Source organism: Streptomyces sp. SL06 (assembly GCF_058244745.1).
In genome coordinates, this window is sequence record NZ_JBSYOT010000002.1 from 1,749,775 (window position 1) to 1,768,055 (window position 18,281).

The 18,281-nt window shown below is 71.9% G+C and carries 11 protein-coding genes and 3 pseudogenes; 4 read left to right on the plus strand and 10 right to left on the minus strand.

The annotated features are described in order from the left end of the window. Positions 1–58: 58 nt before the first annotated feature. The 3 genes and pseudogenes from AC4IHM_RS07840 to AC4IHM_RS07850 form a co-directional block, all read right to left on the minus strand. Positions 59–2,264, minus strand: a pseudogene (locus AC4IHM_RS07840) (ABC transporter ATP-binding protein). Positions 2,265–2,401: 137 nt separating this feature from the next. Continuing rightward, positions 2,402–3,160: an NUDIX hydrolase gene (locus tag AC4IHM_RS07845; protein ID WP_490866365.1), complete on the minus strand. Its 759-nt coding sequence runs from the start codon at positions 3,158–3,160 to the stop codon at positions 2,402–2,404. A 380-nt stretch (positions 3,161–3,540) separates the two neighbouring features. Then, positions 3,541–5,940, minus strand: coding sequence for a 2OG-Fe(II) oxygenase (locus AC4IHM_RS07850; RefSeq protein WP_490866366.1), 2,400 nt, complete (start codon positions 5,938–5,940; stop codon positions 3,541–3,543). Between the two features lie 81 nt (positions 5,941–6,021). Here AC4IHM_RS07850 and AC4IHM_RS07855 point away from each other — a divergent pair. Then, a pseudogene (locus tag AC4IHM_RS07855) lies at positions 6,022–6,246 on the plus strand (TOTE conflict system archaeo-eukaryotic primase domain-containing protein); the annotation flags it as partial. Positions 6,247–6,805: 559 nt separating this feature from the next. Here AC4IHM_RS07855 and AC4IHM_RS07860 read toward each other — a convergent pair. Then, a complete protein-coding gene (locus AC4IHM_RS07860; RefSeq protein WP_490866367.1) occupies positions 6,806–8,362 on the minus strand; it encodes a DUF4192 domain-containing protein in 1,557 nt (518 codons plus the stop codon). Between the two features lie 131 nt (positions 8,363–8,493). Between AC4IHM_RS07860 and AC4IHM_RS07865 the strand changes: the two genes are divergently transcribed. Together AC4IHM_RS07865 and AC4IHM_RS07870 are read left to right on the plus strand one after the other, a co-directional pair. Then, on the plus strand, positions 8,494–10,650 hold the full coding sequence (locus tag AC4IHM_RS07865) for a RecQ family ATP-dependent DNA helicase (protein WP_490866368.1): 2,157 nt from the start codon (positions 8,494–8,496) through the stop codon (positions 10,648–10,650). A 279-nt stretch (positions 10,651–10,929) separates the two neighbouring features. Further along, on the plus strand, positions 10,930–11,544 hold the full coding sequence (locus tag AC4IHM_RS07870; protein WP_490866369.1) for a hypothetical protein: 615 nt from the start codon (positions 10,930–10,932) through the stop codon (positions 11,542–11,544). A gap of 267 nt (positions 11,545–11,811) precedes the next feature. On the opposite strand, the gene AC4IHM_RS07875 is transcribed toward AC4IHM_RS07870, so the two are convergent. From AC4IHM_RS07875 to AC4IHM_RS07885, 3 genes and pseudogenes are all read right to left on the minus strand, one after another. Continuing rightward, positions 11,812–12,444, minus strand: a complete 633-nt coding sequence (locus tag AC4IHM_RS07875) for a hypothetical protein (protein ID WP_490866370.1) — start codon at positions 12,442–12,444, stop codon at positions 11,812–11,814. 68 nt (positions 12,445–12,512) lie between these two features. Next, positions 12,513–13,215 (minus strand): annotated as a pseudogene (gene rnhB / locus AC4IHM_RS07880) (ribonuclease HII). An 81-nt stretch (positions 13,216–13,296) separates the two neighbouring features. Continuing rightward, entirely contained in the window at positions 13,297–13,917 is a 621-nt protein-coding gene (locus AC4IHM_RS07885) for a TetR/AcrR family transcriptional regulator (RefSeq protein ID WP_490866371.1), read from the minus strand. 176 nt (positions 13,918–14,093) lie between these two features. Here AC4IHM_RS07885 and AC4IHM_RS07890 point away from each other — a divergent pair, with 176 nt between their 5' ends. Next, positions 14,094–15,641 carry an MFS transporter gene (locus AC4IHM_RS07890; RefSeq protein WP_490866372.1) on the plus strand — a complete coding sequence of 516 codons (1,548 nt, stop codon included), beginning with the start codon at positions 14,094–14,096 and terminating at the stop codon, positions 15,639–15,641. Positions 15,642–15,937: 296 nt separating this feature from the next. On the opposite strand, the gene AC4IHM_RS07895 is transcribed toward AC4IHM_RS07890, so the two are convergent. From AC4IHM_RS07895 to AC4IHM_RS07905, 3 genes are all read right to left on the minus strand, one after another. Continuing rightward, positions 15,938–16,843 (minus strand): ADP-ribosylglycohydrolase family protein, encoded by a 906-nt coding sequence (locus tag AC4IHM_RS07895; RefSeq protein WP_490866373.1) that lies wholly within the window; start codon positions 16,841–16,843, stop codon positions 15,938–15,940. A 12-nt stretch (positions 16,844–16,855) separates the two neighbouring features. Continuing rightward, a complete protein-coding gene (locus tag AC4IHM_RS07900) occupies positions 16,856–17,515 on the minus strand; it encodes a histidine phosphatase family protein (protein ID WP_490866374.1) in 660 nt (219 codons plus the stop codon). 106 nt (positions 17,516–17,621) lie between these two features. Further along, positions 17,622–18,227: a YdbC family protein gene (locus AC4IHM_RS07905; protein WP_490866375.1), complete on the minus strand. Its 606-nt coding sequence runs from the start codon at positions 18,225–18,227 to the stop codon at positions 17,622–17,624. Between the last annotated feature and the right edge of the window lie 54 nt (positions 18,228–18,281).

The following is an 18,281-nucleotide window of genomic DNA, read 5'->3' on the forward strand; positions in this document are numbered from 1 at the left end:
AAATGGGCTTTCCACGGGGAGTTGCGCACATGTTCAGACCGGAAGGGTGTGACAGGCGTCATCGCACCCTGCGGCGCACGGTCATGAGCAGGTAGGCGCAGAGCAGAGCGGTCAGGGACAACGCCAGTGCGCTGCCCACCGGTTGAGCGATCACGCGCAGCACTTCCGCCACATATCGCTCACCTCCGAACGGCCACTGCGTCAGGAGGACCTCGCGCACCCGCATCGGGAAGCCGGCGGCCGTCCGTACGGATGGACCTTCCCAGACCTTTTGTACGAGCGGTACGACGAGGACGGGAACGGCGACCACCGCGGCGAGCCCGGCGGTGGTGGACCGGAAGACGCCCGCGGCGAGCACACCGGACCAGGCACACCCGACGACGAGCCCGAGCCAACCCGCGCTCAGCGCGGGCCAGTCGGCGGGAACACGGGCGAGTTCCCGTCCGTAGAACAGGTGGAGCACTTCGGCGTTGCAGCCCACCGTCAGGACGGCCAGCACCAGTGCGGTGGCCGCGGAGACGAGGAGTTTGGCGGCCAGCAGCCCCAGTCGGCGGGGCACGGTGCCGCGGTCCGCCGCGAGCGCGGGGTGACGGAACTCGTCGCCGAAGGCGAGCGCGCCGAGCAGCCCCGCGCCGAGCGCCGCGGGCGGCAGCGGCAGTTCCCGCGGCCACGCGGCCAGCAGCCGCTCCTGCGGGGTGTGCCCGACGCGGGCCAGGACCACGGCGGCGACGGCCGACACGAGGAGTACGACGGCGCCGGTGACGAACCCGGTGCTGATACCGACCACACGACGGAGTTCGTAGCGGAGGGGGCGGAGAGGGCTCGGGGCGGAGCGGACGGGAATGGGCGGCGGAAGCATGGACGCCACCTCCCGGCCCGGCGCGCCGGGGGTGAGGGCGGCGTACGGGCGCGGTGCGGGGCGGTTGCGAGGCGCGGGGGCTTCCCTGGGCGCGGGGACGGTCTCGGGCGCGGGGGCTTCGGTGGGGCTCCCGACTGCGGCTTCGGGTACGGCGTGTTCGGTGCGTCCCTCGACGGCGGCTTCGGGCGCGCGGACTTCGGTGCGTCGCCCTTCGGCGGGCGGCTCGGGCTCGGCGCTGTCGCGCGGTCGGCGGTCGGCGGGGGACGGCTGGGGGGCGTCGGCGAGGGACAGGTCGTCGAGAGGGGTATGGGGAACGGCCCCTGGAGAACTCGGGCTGCGGCCGCCGGAGGGCAGGGCAGGGCCGGTTGCGCCGGAGTCGGCGGCTGGTGGCGGCGGTTCGACGGGGGACGGGGCGATGGGTGATGGGCCGACGGGGCTCGGGCCGGGTGCGGCCGGCCTCCCGGGCTCCGGCACCCGTTCGCCGCCCTCGCCCTCCGGTCGCCGGGCCGCGGGTGCCACTCCCGCACCGGGGCCCATGTCACCGATCTCGTCCGCCAGTTGGTGGACGAGGATGCCATGCCGGAACGCGGCCTCGCCGATGTCCGCGCACGTACTGCCGTACACCGCGAGGCGGTTGCCGCCCTCGCGCACGACCTCGACCGAACGGCGGGCCGCCCGCGCTTCCTTGGTCAGGAGCGCGGCGAGACGGGCGGCGTGCGGACTCCGCACGGCGACCCGGGGGCGCAGTCTGGTACGGGCGAAGTCCTTCGCCTCCTGGTCGGCGACGACCCTGCCCCGTTCCAGCGTGACGACGTGGTCGGCGCTGCGCGCGGCCTCCTTGGGATTCGCTGTGCTGAACAGGACGGTGCCCCCCTGGGCGGCATGGGCGCGCAGCATGCCGTGGAGCCAGCGGGCCTCGCGGGCGGAGAGTGCGCCGGCGGGGTCGTCGAGCACGAGGGTGTGCGGGTCGGCGAGCAGCGCACAGGCCAGTCCGAGGCGTCGGTCCATGCCGCGGGAGAGGGTGCCGAGGCGTTCGTCGCGCAGGCTCACGAGGTCGGTCGACTCAAGGACTTCGTCGGCCCGCCGGACCGGGAGGCCGGCCGCCGCGCACAGCATGCGGAGATGACCGCGCACTGTGCGGGCCGGGTGCCCCGGCACGTCCCCCAGCAGCACACCGACCTCGCGCGAGGGGTGGGCGATGCGGTGCAGGGGGCGGCCTCTGAAGTAGGTGAGGCCACGGCCGTGTTGGAGTTCGAGCATGAGTCTGAGCGCCGTCGTCTTGCCGGCGCCCGATGCTCCGAGCAGCGCGGTGACGCGGCCCGCACGCGCCTCGAACGAGAACGTCGTCGACGGCGGGCGGAAGCTCCTTGCGGGGGTTGCTGGTCAGTCCGAAGGCCTGGATCACCCGTAGCAAGATAGCGTGCCATATCCGGTTTTTCGGGCATCGCATGGCTTGTCGAGCGCGGAGAAAGGTCCACCCCGCGGATCTCTTGTTCGCCGCTCGGTCCGCCGCGTGTTCCAGGGCCCCGCCGGAGCCCGGCGTCACACCTCGGGGCGCAGCATCGGGGGGTTGAGGAGAGTCGCCCCGCCCGCCCGGAAGAGTTGAGCGGGACGGCCGCCCTGGCGTGTGGTCGTGCCGCCGGTGGGGACGAGGAAGCCAGGTGTGCCCGTCACCTTGCGGTGGAAGTTGCGCGGGTCGAGCGCCACGCTCCACACCGCCTCGTAGACGCGCCGCAGCTCCCCGACGGTGAACTCGGGCGGGCAGAACGCGGTGGCCAGCGACGAGTACTCGATCTTGGATCGGGCCCGCTCCACCCCGTCCGCCAGGATCTGGGCGTGGTCGAAGGCGAGCGGCGCCACCGGCTCGCCGGCGCGGTCGTAGCCACCTTGCTCCAGCAGTTCCTCCACCGGCGCCCAACGGGCGTTGCTGGCGTCACCGCCCGCGCGCGGTGCGGGCAGGTCGGGAGCGAGCGCGAGGTGGGCGACACTGACGACCCGCATCCTGGGATCGCGCTCGGGGTCGCCGTACGTCGCGAGCTGCTCCAGGTGGGCACCGTTGTCCCCGACGGGTGCGGCCTGGTCGTGGACGCGCAGTCCCGTCTCCTCGGCCAGCTCCCGCGCCGCCGCCTGCGCCAGATCCTCGTCGGCCCGTACGAAACCCCCGGGCAGGGCCCAGCGGCCCTGGAACGGCGACTCGCCCCTGCGCACCGCCAGCGCGCACAGGGAGTGGCGGCGCACGGTCAGCACGACCAGGTCCACAGTGACGGCGAAAGGCGGAAAAGCTGACGGGTCGTAGGGCATGCGGCGATCATAGTCGTCTTCCTGACGATAAACACTCCCTTCGCCAACCGTCTCGGATACCCTGGGACCCGCGGTTTCGTGAGCATTTCCGCGTGACCATAAGCACTGATTACGTTCAGTAGCTCTCGGTGTCGATCGCTTACGATCTTGCGGTTTGCGTGGAGTGAGCGCTTCGCACCGTTCAAGTATGGCGACGCAACGCCCGAGGGCGACAGGCACAACGACACCACGCCGGACGCCGCCGGGCTCTTCGACACACCACCACATGGGCTTGCCTGGACGGCCAGAGCGAGACCGCGCCCAGAAGCGAAATGCACCCCCGCCGTGCCTTGTCGGCTCGGTGAGGAGATGGGGTTCGCCCCACGGGCGCCGGTCAGCTCTCAGCCGCGTGACCTGGGCCACTTCTCCCGGAGCCAGGTCAGGTCGGTCTCGGCGCGGGAGCGGGCCGCCCGCTCTCGGGTGAACACCGCGTCCGTCTTGGCCAGGACCAGGGTGTAGGGGCGTCCCTGGCGCCGGGTGGTGTGGGAGACGGGCAGGCCAGCGAGGTCGATGCGGCTGTGGATGTGGCGGCGCTTGTCCTTGGCGAGCGGCCACTCCATGGTCCGGCGGGTGCGGGAGGTGAGGAAGTCATCCAGGTCGGGGCAGAGATCGCAGTCGGAGGGGCAGCCGCGGTCCGGGGTGAGGGACCAGTCGTCCGCCGCCCGGACGGAGCGGGCCAGGGCCGCGGTCAGCCTGGTCTCGCAGTGGTCGGCGAGGGACTGGAAAGCGCGGGCCGCCGGGGTGCCGTCACGGACGCCGTCCTGTCGGCGGGCCGCGGTACGCAGGGACGGAAGCAGGCATTCCAGTACGGTGTCCGGTCGGCTGCGTAGAGCAGTGGTGATCATTTCGGCGGTCTCGGGACCAGCCGCCCGCAGGATGTGGGCGAGCGGGGTGCCGAGCCGCTCCAGGGCATCCTGGCGCTCCTTCTCCCGGCCGATGCCGAGCCAGCCGGTGAGCCGCTGCTCGAACGCGCGCCAGACCCCCTCGGCCAGTGGTGTGGCCACCCCGTCTCCGTCACCGTCCACACTCCGCAGCGCGGCGCCGAGGCCAGGCAGGGTTTCGAGCCAGGCGTCTCGGTCGGCCCCGGTGTAGGCACCGACCGGGCCGAACCAGCTGTCGACGACTCCGCGCGCCCACGTCCGTCCGTACCGTGCGGCCGCTTTCGCAAGATCGGGGGCGTGCCGCTCGTCCAGGGTCTCCACCCCGAAAGGCGCGAGGAGCATCGCGGCGGTGTCCGCTTCCTCCACTCCCACCGCGACGCCCAGAACCGCGGCGAAGAGCGGGGCTGCCGCCGGGCCCGAACCGTGGTGGTTCCAGATCGGCGCGAGCGACCGGGCGAGCGTACGCGCCAACTCCAGCTCCCCGGCGTCCAGGCGGCCCTGGAGTTCCCGCACGGCTTGCGCGGAGCCTGCTTCGGCACGTGCCACGAACGAGCGCTGCCGGGGCCAGAGCACCACCGCGGCCCGCCGGTACCAGCGGTCCAGGGTGTTGCCGTAGTTGCCCATGTAACCCTCGTACTCGGACTGGTAGGGCGTGAGGTCCTTGTTCTCGGTGGTGGCGCACACCTCGGCGTACGGAACGGGCAGCGAGATCTGCTCACCGCCGGCGTGCTCGGGGCGGGTCCACCAGCCCAGGGTGATCTCGTCGTCGATCAGGTCGGTCAGCTCGTAGTCGGAGAAGTCACCGCTGCGGCGGCGCTCGGCGCCGGGCTCGCCGTCGGGGTCGAGAAGGCACTCGCCTTCACACTCATCGTCCTCGCAGTCGTCGAAGTGCTCGACCTCGCCGTAGTAGTCGTAACGGTCGTAGGGCGGTTGGGCGTCCCAGGTCTCCTTCACCTCCGCGAGGGCGAGGACCGCTTCGCAGTCGGCCTGTCCGGCGGCCTGGCGGAGCAGGTCGGCGCGGGTGGCGTCGACGCCCTTGAGACGGCCCCAGTCCAGGCCCCGCTGGGTGTACTCGTGGTCGAGGAGGTAGACGAGCCGGCCCGGCGGCTCGGGCTTGGTGCGGCCGTAGCCGTAGCGGTCCTCGGCGGGCTGGGTGAAATGCTCAGTCACGCACTGGGCCAGCTCCGCCACCGGGCTGCCGCCAGGTTCGCCGACCGGACGAACGCGCTCGGCGAGCAGGTTCATGGTGAGGGTGATGCGGTAACCGGAGGTGACGGGCTTGACCTCGTGGCGGCAGTCCGCGTAGAAGGCGGTGAAGGTCAGCCGTTCCCTCGACGCCTTGTACGTGACGGAGCGGCCGGCGTGTTCGACGACGAGTTCACCGCCGGTGTGGTGCGAGGGCAGCGAGACGACGAGGCTGCCCACCATGGAGTCGTCCTTCTCGGAGTCCTGGTGCGGCAGGAAGAACTGGCCCTTGCCGTAGACGAGCAGCGCGTGCGGTTCGGCCCGCAGGACGGTGGTGGGCGGAAGGCCCAGCGCGGTGCGGACCCCGTCGAGGACACCGCTCAGCGTGCGCTGCCAGTCGGGGCCACCCAGGGTGAACCGGTCCGGGGTGATCTCCCAGGTGTCGCGCACACCGGTGTCGGACAGGGTCTGCTCCCCGCGGCCGAAGCGGGCCTGCCGGGCCTGAGCGATCAGCTTCCTGGTGACTGGGGCGCGTACGGGGAGCGGCAGGTCACCGACGCCGTCGACCGTGATGCGCAGCGCGCGGGCGGGCATCTCGATACGGGTGCTGAAGTCCCCGCGCCGCTCCGAGCTGTCCAACAGCTCCGCCAGACGCTCCCGTGCCCCTTGTCCCATGACGCGTTCGTCCCCCTACTCGGCGGCCTGCCCTTCCGGATGTTCCGAAAACCCTAGCGCTACGGGAAGTTCTTCACCGACCCCGTCCCCGCCGGCCTCGCCCGGCAACTGGGGGCCGCACTGCTGCGCGACGCCATGACCGCACGCGAGCGGATGTCCCTGGCCAGCTTCGACCGGTTCTTCCCCGCCCAGGGCCTGCTGCCGACCAAGACATCCGGCAACGGCAGTTTCGGCAACCTGCTCGCTCTGCCGCTCAACGGCGCATGCCGCGAGCGAGACACCACCCTCTTCTGCGACCCGGCGACGCAGAAGATGCGCAAGCGGCGGTCACTGCCCAGAATCAGCCGACACGAGAGTGCTCATCACACGCAGATTCCAACATTTCTGCAGGAACTCATGCTCACGATCACGCGCTCCCTACAGGAGACTGATCCACTTCGGTCCGACGCACCTCCCACCGGCCACCCCGAGCGCCGCGTGGGACCGCGTCACACCAGGTCAGGCTGCTGGCCACGACACATCGGCCGCCTGTTCGAGCATGGCCGGTCCCGGCAGGACGACCGGCCGGTCCGGGCCGGTCGGCACGGGTCGGTCGGCACGGGTCGGTCGGCACGGGTCGGTCGGCACGGGTCGGTCGGCACGGGTCGGTCGGCACGGGTCGGTCGGCACGGGTCGGTCGGCACGGGTCGGTCGGCACGGGTCGGTCGGCACGGGTCGGTCGGCACGGGTCGGGAGGGGTTCTCCGGCATCCCGCAGCTCCGCATGAGACCCACAGGAGAGCATCGTGTGCGGGACGCATGGCGACGATCCCGGCAGGCGTCGAGGCGGATGCCCGCGACCGTCGTCGGGGTCCCGACCGACCGCTTCAGAGTCGTTCGCCGCCCCCTTCGGTCCCGCCCCTGCGCGCTCCGTCCGGGCCGGGGTCCTTCCGGCCCATGCCCATGGCCCGCGTCCCCGAGGCGCGCGAACGGGTGGGGCCCGTTCGCGGGGCGCCGGGGCGCTCGGTCCCCGAGGGAGTGCGGGGCCGCACGATCTTCGCGCTCGGCTCACGGCCCTGCGTCCTCGCACGGCGACGAACGCCGTCGGCCGACACACCCGCGCGAGTGCGGCGCCGACGGCCGGACGGCGACTGCGCGGCGGGCAAGGGCTTGGCCGGCTCGCGCTTCTCCGGCCTGCCGGTCTGCTCGTCACCGTCCGTGGCACCCTCCCCCGCGTCCTCACGGCCTCCGCGCTCCGAACGCAGGCAGCGGCGGACCGACTCGGGATCGAGGCCCTCGTTGCACGCCTGGTGCAGGAGCCGGGCGAAGAGGTAGTCGGGGTCCGCGCCGAGTGCCATGGCCAGGGCTTCCCGGGCTTCCAGTTCGTCACCGGTGGACCACGCGACCCATCCGGCGAGCGTGAGGGGCGCGGCCGCGTGTTCGCCGTACGGTCCGATGCAGCGGCGGGCCAGGGCCCGCCAGAGGCGCAGCGCGGGTCCCGCCTCGTCGCCTTCCATCCACGCGGCCGCGCGGTCACGGGTCGTGCGGTCCTGGAGACCGAGGATCAGTGCCGCCGCCTCGTCGTGTCCGAGCAGTCGGTCGTCGCGCAGGTCCTCGGCCGCCGTCCCGGACACGGGCGGGGCCTCGGCGAGGCGCCGCATGACGCGCTCCGCCTTTTCCAGCGTCTCCCGGGCCACCTCGGAGCGGCCGGCGTCGTGGAGGATCCGGGAGACCACCGTCACGGCGGCCGCGTCCAGGGCAGCCGCCTGTTCGGCCACCGCGGCGCCCTCCCGGGGTAGCAGCCTGGCCCGCAGCTCGCTCAGCGAACCACGCACCTGGATACCGGCGTAGGCGGCCGCCGCGGCCAGCACCGACGTACCCGGCAGTCCCATGGGGACGCCCTCGGAGGGACAGCAGGCCTCGTCGTCGCAGCAGTACGACCAGAAGCGCCCGGCGGAGACGCACAGGGCTTCGACCACGGGTACGTCGAGGGATCCGCACTCGACGCGCAGCCTCTGGGCCAGCGGTCGCAGTCGCTCCATGACTTCCCGGCCGGTCTCGCCCGGTGCCGGTTCCTGGCAGAGGTAGGCCACCATCTGCTCGGGCCGGACGCCTCGCCGCTCGCTGCCGGTCACCAGACCGTGGACCAGTTGTCCGGCCGCAGCCGCCCAGTCGTCCGTGTTCGCGGGGATGCCGAGCCGCGCCCGGCCGCCGAAACGGCCCCGCCCGTCCCGGTCGCGCAGTGCGACCAGGACGATGCTGTCCTCGGGACGGTAACCGAGCAGGTACGGCAGGGCGTCGGCCAGTTCGGCGGGGGTGCGCAGGGTGACCTGGGGCTCGTCCCCGGAGCCGTCGCACGGGGCGCCGGCCGCCCGAACGGGGTCGGCGGGGCCCGCGATGTCATCGTTCTCGGAGGATCCAGTCGTTTCGCTGTGGTTCGTCATGGCCCGACGATCTCGCGGATCGCGAAGTTCCGCTTTGGCCTGTGGATAACCTCGATCAGGGACACGTCACCTTCGGCCGGCCCACCCGCTCCGCGGCCCGGATGTCAGTCCCGTCCTGTTGTATGGAACGCATGGAGCACACGAGCAACCCGGATCTCCGGACAGCGGCCGACACGGTCCTCGCCCGACTCGTCGGGGACGCCTCCGGCGGCGCCCAGCTGCGGGAGGACCAGTGGCGGGCGATCGAGGCGCTGGTCGCCGACCGGCGCCGGGCCCTGGTCGTCCAGCGCACGGGATGGGGCAAGTCCGCGGTGTACTTCGTGGCGACCGCGCTGCTGCGGGACCGGGGCGCCGGACCCACGGTGATCGTCTCCCCGCTGCTGGCGCTGATGCGCAACCAGGTCGAGGCCGCCGCACGGGCCGGTATCCGCGCCCGCACCATCAACTCCTCCAACACCGAGGAGTGGGACGCGGTCCAGGACGAGATCGCCGCGGGCGAGGTCGATGTGCTGCTGGTGAGCCCCGAGCGGCTCAACAACCCGGACTTCCGCGACCAGGTGCTGCCCAGGCTCTCCGCCGCGACCGGACTGCTCGTGGTGGACGAGGCCCACTGCATCTCCGACTGGGGCCACGACTTCCGCCCGGACTACCGGCGGCTGCGCACGATGCTCACCGATCTCCCGCCGGGTGTGCCCGTCCTCGCGACCACGGCCACCGCCAACGCGCGCGTGACCGCCGACGTGGCGGAGCAGCTCGGCACCGGCGGCACGTCGGACGCGCTGGTGCTGCGCGGCCCGCTGGACCGGGACAGCCTCAGTCTGGGTGTGCTGCGGCTGTCCGACGCCGCGCACCGGATGGCCTGGCTGGCCGACCACCTCGACCGGCTCCCCGGCTCCGGGATCATCTACACGCTCACCGTGGCCGCCGCCGAGGAGGTCACCGCCTTCCTGCGGCAGCGCGGCCACACCGTCGCCTCCTACACCGGCAAGACCGAGAACGCGGACCGGCAACAGGCCGAGGACGACCTGCTCGCCAACCGGGTCAAGGCGCTGGTCGCGACCTCGGCGCTGGGCATGGGCTTCGACAAGCCCGACCTGGGTTTCGTGGTGCACCTGGGCTCGCCCTCCTCCCCCATCGCCTACTACCAGCAGGTCGGCCGCGCCGGTCGCGGTGTCGAACACGCCGAGGTGCTCCTGCTCCCCGGGAGGGAGGACGAGGCGATCTGGGAGTACTTCGCGTCCCTGGCCTTCCCTTCGGAGGAATTGGTGCGCCGTACGCTCGATGTCCTCGCGCGCGCGGAGCGGCCACTGTCGCTGCCCGCCCTGGAGCCCCTGGTGGAGCTGCGCCGTTCCCGCCTGGAGACCATGCTCAAGGTGCTCGACGTGGACGGTGCCGTCAAGCGGGTCAAGGGCGGCTGGATCGCGACGGGGCAGCCGTGGGCGTACGACGCGGAGCGGTACGACTGGGTCGCACGCCAGCGCAAGGCCGAGCAGCAGGCGATGCGCGACTACGCCTCGACGGCGGGCTGCCGGATGGAGTTCCTGCAGCGCCAGTTGGACGACGAGGGGGCCAAGCCCTGCGGCCACTGCGACAACTGCGCGGGCCCGCGCTTCACCGCCGACACCTCGCCCGACGCCCTCGACGCCGCGCGGGTCGACCTGGACCGGGCCGGTGTCGAGGTCGAGCCGCGCCGGATGTGGCCGACCGGGCTGCCGGCGATCGGCGTCGATCTGAAGGGCCGCATTCCCGCGGCGGAACAGGCCGCGTCCGGCCGGGCCCTGGGCCGTCTGTCCGACATCGGCTGGGGCAACCGGCTGCGACCGATGCTCGCGGCCCAGGCACCTGACGGTCCGGTGCCGGACGATGTCGCGAAGGCCGTCGTGGGGGTGCTGGCCGACTGGGCGAAGGGTCCCGGCGGCTGGGCCTCCGGCGCCCAGCCACGTCCCGTCGGGGTGGTCACCGTCGCCTCACGCACCCGGCCCCTTCTCATCCGGTCCCTTGGGCAGCGCATCGCCGAGATCGGCCGGCTGCCGCTGCTCGGTTCGGTCGAGTACACGAGTGACGCGCCCCGGGCGTCCCGCAGCAACAGCGCGCAACGGCTCAAGGCACTCGACGGCGCGCTGACGGTGCCGCCGGCCCTCGCCACCACGCTCGCCGGGGTCGAGGGCCCGGTTCTCCTCGTGGACGACTGCACCGAAACCGGTTGGACCCTGGCGGTGGCGGCCCGGCTGCTCCGCCGCGCCGGTGCCCAGGGGGTGTTGCCACTGGTCCTGGCCGCACAGGGGTGACCGACCGCGCGACGCGGTTCGCGGGGCGGGCTCGCCGGGACGACCGCGCGTGCCGCGTCCCATGCGTCACCCGACGGCACTCCGGGTAGGGATATAGAACGCGCATCATCCGATAACGGTCGCCGGACTCAATTGCTCGTTGCCGCATCCAAGTTCGACAGGAAGAATTGAAGTCCGCTCCCCACACGCTCGTCCGTGATCCGGCAGGGCTTCATTGGGGTGCGCGCTCCCCGAATCCGACCCCGCCCGCAGTGTGGGCGCGTAGCCGAAGGGAGGAACGTGACCTTCGGATTCGCTCCGTCCTCGGCGGCATCAGTGCCGTCGTCCGCCGCTTCCGCCACCCGCGTGCTCGAACCGGCGGAGTGGGCCGCCGCCGGAATCCCACTGCTGCGCAATCCGCGGGAGGTCGTCAGCGGACTGCACTCGCGGCACCGCCCCGGACCGGCGACCGCGATCGTGGCCGTACTCGATCCGGACGAACGACTGTGCGCCAGCGCCTCGTTCACCAGCCGGCGGTCCACCGCCGACGGGTGGTTGTTCCGCAACGCGCTGCTCTCCCAACTGCGCCGGGTCATCCCCCATGATCTGCGCCGCCGCACACCGGTGCGCACCGCCGTACTGCTCTACTGCCGTGACGGCGACGCGCGTTGGACCGAGGAGGACGGCGCGTGGATGTGGGGGCTGCGAGACGCCTGCACGTTGCACGGGCTGCGCTGTGGCGCGTACATCACGCTGACCCGTGACGGCTGGCAGGTCCTCGGTGAGGGGCGCGGCGGACGCCGGCCCAACGCCGCGTCAGAGCCTGAGCCGTTCGCCACGTCGGAGACACCGCCCCCGCCGCCGCGCACCGGTGGTGTCGCCTCGGACGTGCTGCGCCGCGCGGCGGCTCGCTGAGCGGACCACCGGCGGGGCGGCGCGCGTCACGAGCGCGCCGGACGGCCAGGCCTGCGAGAGCACCTGGCAACGCCCGTACGCCACGCCTGTCCGAAGGCTCGTGTCCTCAAGGCTCGCCCAGCACGGTCCCGTCGCGGGAGGGCCCTGGACCCCACCGCGCGGGGTGACGTCGGCCGCGCGCGTGCACTCCGAGGCGACCACCGTGCGGGGCCTCCGGTCCGGCGGCCCTGTGTCGCACCGGGGTCCGCCGCACGCGGCGGACCTGGCTCAGACGGCCGCGCCCAGCACCGAGTTGATCCGCTGCGGGTCGCCGCAGACGATCAGCAGGGCGCCGGCCCGGGAGCGGGCCACGGTCAGGGCGGCGGCAGCGGCGCCCTCGGGACCGCCGTTGAGCGCGACCACGACCACGGCCCGCGACGCGGCGCGTTCCGCGACGGCGGCGTCCACGTAGAAGACGTCGTCGCCCGCGTCGTGCTGCGCCCAGTAGGAGGCATCGCCGAAGGACAGTTCGTGGGCCGCCCACGGGTGTGGTTCGCCGGTGGTGATCACCAGCACGTCACCGGGGGTGCGCCCCGAGTCCAGCAGCAGGTCCACGGCCTCTTCGGCGGCGTCGAGCGCGCCGTCGGGTGCGGCCGGGATCAGCTGGATCTGCGGGGTGGCCGGGGCAGCGGCCGGAGGGGCCGGAGCCGATGGTCCGGGCTTGGTCGGGGTCGTGTCGCGCGACGCGCGTTGCGTCGGCGGCGCCGGCCGCACCGGGCCGGGGCGGCCTGGGCGCGGCGGTGCCACGGGACGGGGGCCGGGTACGGGGCGGGGGGTCGGCGCGGTGCGGCCGCTGGCCGGAGTGGCGCGGGGACCCTGGGCCTTCTCGTGAATCTGAGGCTCCTCGGGAATGAGAGGCATGAGCTGATATTTATCAAACGTTGGTGCGGCTCGCGTCGGCGGGTGGCACATGCCCGCGAGCGGAACCGTCAGAAATCGAATCCGAGCTGACCCTCGATCTCCGGAACGCTTCCATCCACCCAACTGCGGACCTTCTTGAGGTGCCGCCACTGGGGCAGCGCATCAAGATACGCCCACGACAACCGGTGGTGCGGGGTGGGTCCCCGTACTTCCAGTGCGGCCTTGTGCACGGGCGACGGGTACCCGGCGTTGTCCGCGAAACCGAAGTCTGCATGGTCGGTACCCAGTTCGGCCATCATTTTGTCGCGCTGGACCTTGGCGAGCACCGAGGCGGCGGCGACGGCCACGCAGGACTGATCGCCCTTGATCACCGTGCGGACCCGCCAAGGCGCCCCGAGATAGTCGTGCTTGCCGTCGAGGATGACGGCGTCGGGACGGACCGGAAGGGTCTCCAGCGCACGCACCGCCGCCAGCCGCAGCGCCGCCGTCATCCCCTGCGCGTCGATCTCCTCGGGAGAGGCGTGCCCCAGGGCGTAGGAACGTCACCCAGGTCCGCAACTCGGCGGCGAGTTCGGTACGTCGCTTGATGGTGAGCAGCTTGGAGTCGGTGAGGCCCAGCGGGGGCCGACGCAGACCGGTGATCGCGGCGCAGACGGTGACCGGGCCGGCCCAGGCACCGCGCCCCACCTCGTCGACACCGGCAATGACCTTCGCTCCGGTCGTGGCGCGAAGGGAGCGCTCGACGGTGTGAGTAGGCGGTTCGTACGGCATGGCGCCCCCAGCCTACGCCGCCGCGAACCTGCGACGACACCCCGGTTCCCCAAACGTGACCGGCGTCCGCGAAGGCCTGGGTCAGCCGCCGTCGGGCCGCAGCAGCGGGACCATCAGCTGGTCGATCAGCTCCTCGATCTCCTGGCCCTCCCATTCGCTTCCACAAATCTTCGAGCGGTACATCATCATCGCCGGGATGGCGTCGAAGACGTATCCGTTCGCCGCGTCAGGCCGAACCTCTCCCCGCTCTATTCCACGGTTGACGACCTCGCGGAGCATCTTGAGGGTCGGCTCGACGACACCCTTGATGATCACCGTATGGAAGTGCTCGGCCTGAGTGTTGTCGCATTCGTGAATCACGGACCGCAGAGCGCATCCGGGTCGGGAGAACATCGCGTCGCGCGCCCTCAGACACAGCTCCAGAAGATCCTCGCGCACGCTTCCGAGGTCGGGCACCGTGTCGAAGCGCGGCAGGGCGGACCGCAGCGCGTCCGCGACCAGGTCCTCCTTGGACGACCAGCGGCGGTAGACGGCCGCCTTGCCGGTCTGGGCGGAGGCGGCCACGCCTTCCATCGTCAGGCCGTTCCAGCCGACGGTGCCGAGCTGCTCCAGCGCCGCGTCGAGGATCGCGTGTTCGAGGACCGCGCCACGTCGGCGGGAGGGCGTCTGGGCGGAGGCGGCCGCCCAGTGCGAAGCAACCATGTCGGGGTCTCCAGGAAGCAGGGAAAGCGAGTTCGGGGACGCACCGTGCGGCCACAACGGGGGACGGGACACACGGCGGCACTACAAGTGAACGCTTGCGTTCACTGTCGGGGAGTCACTAACGTCGAGGCAACAGTGAACGCGACCGTTCACTAAGTCATCGTGGGGGACACAGAGTGACAACCTCTTCTCAGATTCGAGACCAGAAGCCGGGAGCGGCCCGCCGGGAGGGGCATCCCGGCATCGCGCTCGCCGTCATCGCGGCCTGCCAACTCATGGTGGTGCTCGACGCGACGATTGTGAACATCGCACTCCCGCACATTCAAGACGCGCTCAAGTTCAGCACCACCGACCTCACCTGGGTCGTCAGCGCCTACACGCTCACCTTCGGCGGCCTGCTCCTGCTCGGCGGCCGGGCCGGTGACATCCTCGGCAGGCGCCGGGTCTTCATGACCGGCATCCTGCTGTTCACCTTCGCCTCGCTGCTCGGCGGCTTCGCCCAGGAACCCTGGCAACTGCTGGCGGCGCGCGTCCTGCAAGGTGTGGGAGGCGCGATCGCGTCGCCCACGTCGCTCGCCCTCATCACCACCACCTTCCCCGAGGGACCGGAGCGCAACCGCGCCTTCGGCGTCTTCGCGGCCGTGTCCGCGGGCGGCGGCGCCATCGGCCTGCTGGCCGGCGGCATGCTCACCGAATGGCTCGACTGGCGCTGGGTGCTCTTCGTCAACGTGCCGATCGGCGTACTGATCGCCGTACTCACACCGCTGTACATCAGCGAGTCCGAGCGGCACTCCGGCCGCTTCGACATCGCCGGGGCGGTGACCTCGACGGCGGGTATGGCGTCCCTCGTCTACGGCTTCATCCGGGCCGCGGACGAGGGCTGGCGGGACGACGTGACCATCGGCTCCTTCGTGGCCGCGGTGGTCCTGTTGCTGTCCTTCACGTTCATCGAGTCGCGGGCCAAGGAGCCGATCACCCCGCTGCGGATGTTCGCCGACCGCAACCGCTCCGGCACGTATGTGATCATGCTGAGCCTGGCAGCGGCGATGTTCGGCATGTTCTTCTACATCGTCCTGTTCGTCCAGAACATTCTGGGCTACACCCCCATCCAGGCCGGTCTGGCCTTCCTGCCGGTCACGGTGGTGATCGCGATCGGCGCGGGTCTGTCGCAGCGGTTCCTGCCCGTTTTCGGTCCGAAGCCCTTCATGCTCGTGGGCTCGACGCTCGCCGTGATCGGGCTCGGCTGGCAGGCTCTCATCAGCTCCGACAGCTCGTATGTCGGCGGGGTCCTGGGACCGATGCTGATCTTCGGCTTCGGCATGGGACTGAACTTCGTGACGCTGACGCTGACCGCGGTCTCCGGGGTCGCCCAGCACGAGGCGGGCGCGGCGTCCGGTCTGCTCAACGCGATGCAGCAGGTGGGCGGTTCGATCGGCCTCGCCATCCTGACGACGGTGTTCGGCACGGCCAGCAAGAACGAGGCGCGCGACCAGATGCCGGACTTCCTCACCAACGGCTCGGCCCAGCAGAAGGCGGAGTTCGCCCAGACGCACCAGCTGCCGGCGCCGTGGGGGCACGACGTGTTGGCGCAGGGCATCTCGGCGGCCTTCATCCCGGCCGCAGCCATGGCGGTCCTCGCGCTGGCCACGGCATGGCTGGTGATCCGGGTCCGCAAGAGCGACCTGGAGGCGCTGTCCGGATCGGCCGGTCCGGGGATCGGCTGACCACGCGGCACCGCGAGCCGGACGGGGTCCGCCGGCGGGCGTCAGGCACACCTGCCGCCCGCCACCCCGACGGCTCGCGGTCGGGGGCGTGTTGAACCGGCCGAGCAGGACGACGCACCACAGTGCGACGACCGGCGGCAACAGCACTCCCATGCCCCACTCCACCCCCTCGTACCCTGCCGGCCTCGTACGGGCTCCATGCCTCGCACAGCGGTCGTCACGACAACGAGCGGGTGGTCACGGAGAGTTCCCGTCCCGTACGGAGAGTTCTCGGCGGGGGGGGCGGCGCGGAGCCGTTAGGCCGGGGCCGTCGTCCACACGGGCAGTGCCTCGACCCGTTCCGACCACTCGGCCGGGGGCGCTCCCGCCTTGCCGGCCGCGATCACTCCGCCCACGATGGCGCAGGTCGTGTCCACGTCCCCGCCCACCTGGGCGGTCGTCCAGAAGGCGTGCTCGAAGTCCCCGAGGGCGCGGGCGGCCGACCAGAGGGCGAAGGGAACCGTGTCATGTGCGGCCGTACGCCTGCCGCAGCCCAGTACCGCCGCGACCGCCGCCGTGTCGTCGTGGCCGAGCATGTCCCGGGCACGGCGCAGTCCGGCGCCCACCTCGCTCTTCGGCACCAGGGCGATCACCCCGTCGAGGAGCGTGTGCGCGGCGGGCGGCCCGGCGGGGTCCGCGGCCAGGGCGGCGGCCGCGGCGACCGCCATGGCTCCGGCCACCGCCTCGCGGTGCTGATGCGTGGGGTGGGCCGAGATCTCCGCCTGGCGGGTCGCCCGCTCCGGGTCGTCCGCGTACCAGGCGCCCAGCGGCGCGACGCGCATGGCCGCGCCGTTGCCCCACGAGCCCTGGCCCTCGAACAGCGCTGCGGCGAGTTCGCGCCAGTCGCCGCCTTCCCTGACCAGCCGCAACAGCCGGTTGACCGCAGGGCCGTAGCCGCGGTCGAAGTCGTGGTGCCGGGCGAAGGAGAGCGCCAGCGCGTCCTGGTCGACGCGGTGGTGGGTGGCCAGGACGGAGACGACGGAGCAGGCCATTTCGGTGTCGTCCGTCCACTGCCAGGTGCCGGGAGGCAGCTCGCGGCGTTGCAGCAGCGGGTGGTTCGCGGGCACGAAGAACTGCGAGCCCAGCGCGTCCCCCACCGACAGGCCGCGCAGGCTGGACAGGGCCCGGTCCAGGCGCCCGTCGGGAACTGAATGAGCGGTCATCGCCCCGCCACCCTATCCGGTGATCCCGTACGGTTCCGGATCCCGCCAGCGTTCGAAGGGCCGGTCGAGGGTGTACTTGCCGTCCTCACCGAGAACGAGCATCCTCATCTCGGCGTTCCCCGGGTTCGCCAGGGACTCGAACTCCGCGACCGTCCAGTGGAACCAGCGCATGCAGAACAGCCGCATGGCGAGTCCGTGGGTCACCAGCAGCACGTTCGGCGGGTGGTCGGGGTCCTCGAAGCTGCGGAACAGGCTCTCCAGGAAGCCGCCGACCCGGTCGTACACGTCGGCGCCGGACTCCCCCTGGACGAAGCGGTAGAAGAAGTGGCCGTAGGCGTCGCGGTAGGCCTTCTGCAGGCGCACGTCGTCGCGGTCCTGCCAGTTGCCCCAGTCCTGCTCACGCAGCCGGGGCTCCTCCCGTACCCGTATGAGCGCGGGGTCGAGCCGGAAGGCGCGCAGCGTCTCGTGCGTCCGGCGGTACGGGGAGACGTACACGCTGACCGGCTCGCGGCCGAACACCTCGCGCAGCCCCTTGCCGGTCTCCTCCGCCTGCGCCCGGCCCCGGTCGGTGAGGGCCAGCGCGTGGTCGGGTTCGCGCTCGTACACGGAGTCATCGACATTGCCCTGGGACTCGCCGTGCCGGACAAGAACGATGCGCCGTGGTCGTGCCATGACAGAACCCTAGATCGAGACGGACGGAATCGAGCACTTGTATCGGCCCCATACGGCGTACATCACACGGTTTCCACATCCGGCAGGGTGCGGGCCCGTGCCCGTCTCACACGGTCCACGAGGGTTCCATCTCCACGATGTCCCCGGTCAGCGCCGCGATGTCGGCCTCCGTCTGGGCGCGCAGGGCAAGCCTCTCCACCCGCTCGGTGCGGTACTTGCCGTGCTCGGCGGCCGAGCGCCACATGGACAGCACCAGGTACTCGTTCCCCGGCGCCTCACCGAACAGCCCGCGCACCATGCCGGGTGAGCCGGCCATCGCGGGGTTCCAGACCTTCTCCTGCATGAGGACGTAGTGCTCGGCCCGCTCCTCGTGGACGCGGCAGAGCGCCACCCGCAGCAGGTCGGCGTCGGTGAAGCGGGGTTCGAATCCGGTCTTCACGTCGAACCGGTAGTCGAAGAGCCTGATCTGGGCGTCCTTGAAGGTGCCCGCCTGGGTGGCGGCCAGCCGGTCGTGGGAGCGGGCCATGAAGGAGTCGTAGAAGGTCCGGCTCTCCCAGAAGGCGAAGATGTGCGCCACGTCCGGCCGCCCCCGGCTCCAGCCACCCCCCTGTCCCCGAAAACCCGGCTCCCCCGGAAGCCCCGCCCACTTTCGCTGCCCCCGCTCGAAACCGCGACGGTCCACCACGGTGCAGCGAATCCACTTGACCAGCACGGCGCCATCGTAAGGCCCAGGAACGTGGCACCGGTCGCTTCCGCGGGACCGACC

Excerpts from the sequence above, each read along its gene's own strand:
- AC4IHM_RS07850 (WP_490866366.1), bottom strand. The coding sequence starts at position 5,940 with ATGGGACAAGGGGCACGGGAGCGTCTGGCGGAGCTGTTGGACAGCTCG.
- AC4IHM_RS07875 (WP_490866370.1), bottom strand. The coding sequence starts at position 12,444 with ATGCCTCTCATTCCCGAGGAGCCTCAGATTCACGAGAAGGCCCAGGGT.
- AC4IHM_RS07865 (WP_490866368.1), top strand. The coding sequence starts at position 8,494 with ATGGAGCACACGAGCAACCCGGATCTCCGGACAGCGGCCGACACGGTC.
- AC4IHM_RS07860 (WP_490866367.1), bottom strand. The coding sequence starts at position 8,362 with ATGACGAACCACAGCGAAACGACTGGATCCTCCGAGAACGATGACATC.
- AC4IHM_RS07845 (WP_490866365.1), bottom strand. The coding sequence starts at position 3,160 with ATGCCCTACGACCCGTCAGCTTTTCCGCCTTTCGCCGTCACTGTGGAC.
- AC4IHM_RS07900 (WP_490866374.1), bottom strand. The coding sequence starts at position 17,515 with ATGGCACGACCACGGCGCATCGTTCTTGTCCGGCACGGCGAGTCCCAG.
- AC4IHM_RS07895 (WP_490866373.1), bottom strand. The coding sequence starts at position 16,843 with ATGACCGCTCATTCAGTTCCCGACGGGCGCCTGGACCGGGCCCTGTCC.
- AC4IHM_RS07885 (WP_490866371.1), bottom strand. The coding sequence starts at position 13,917 with ATGGTTGCTTCGCACTGGGCGGCCGCCTCCGCCCAGACGCCCTCCCGC.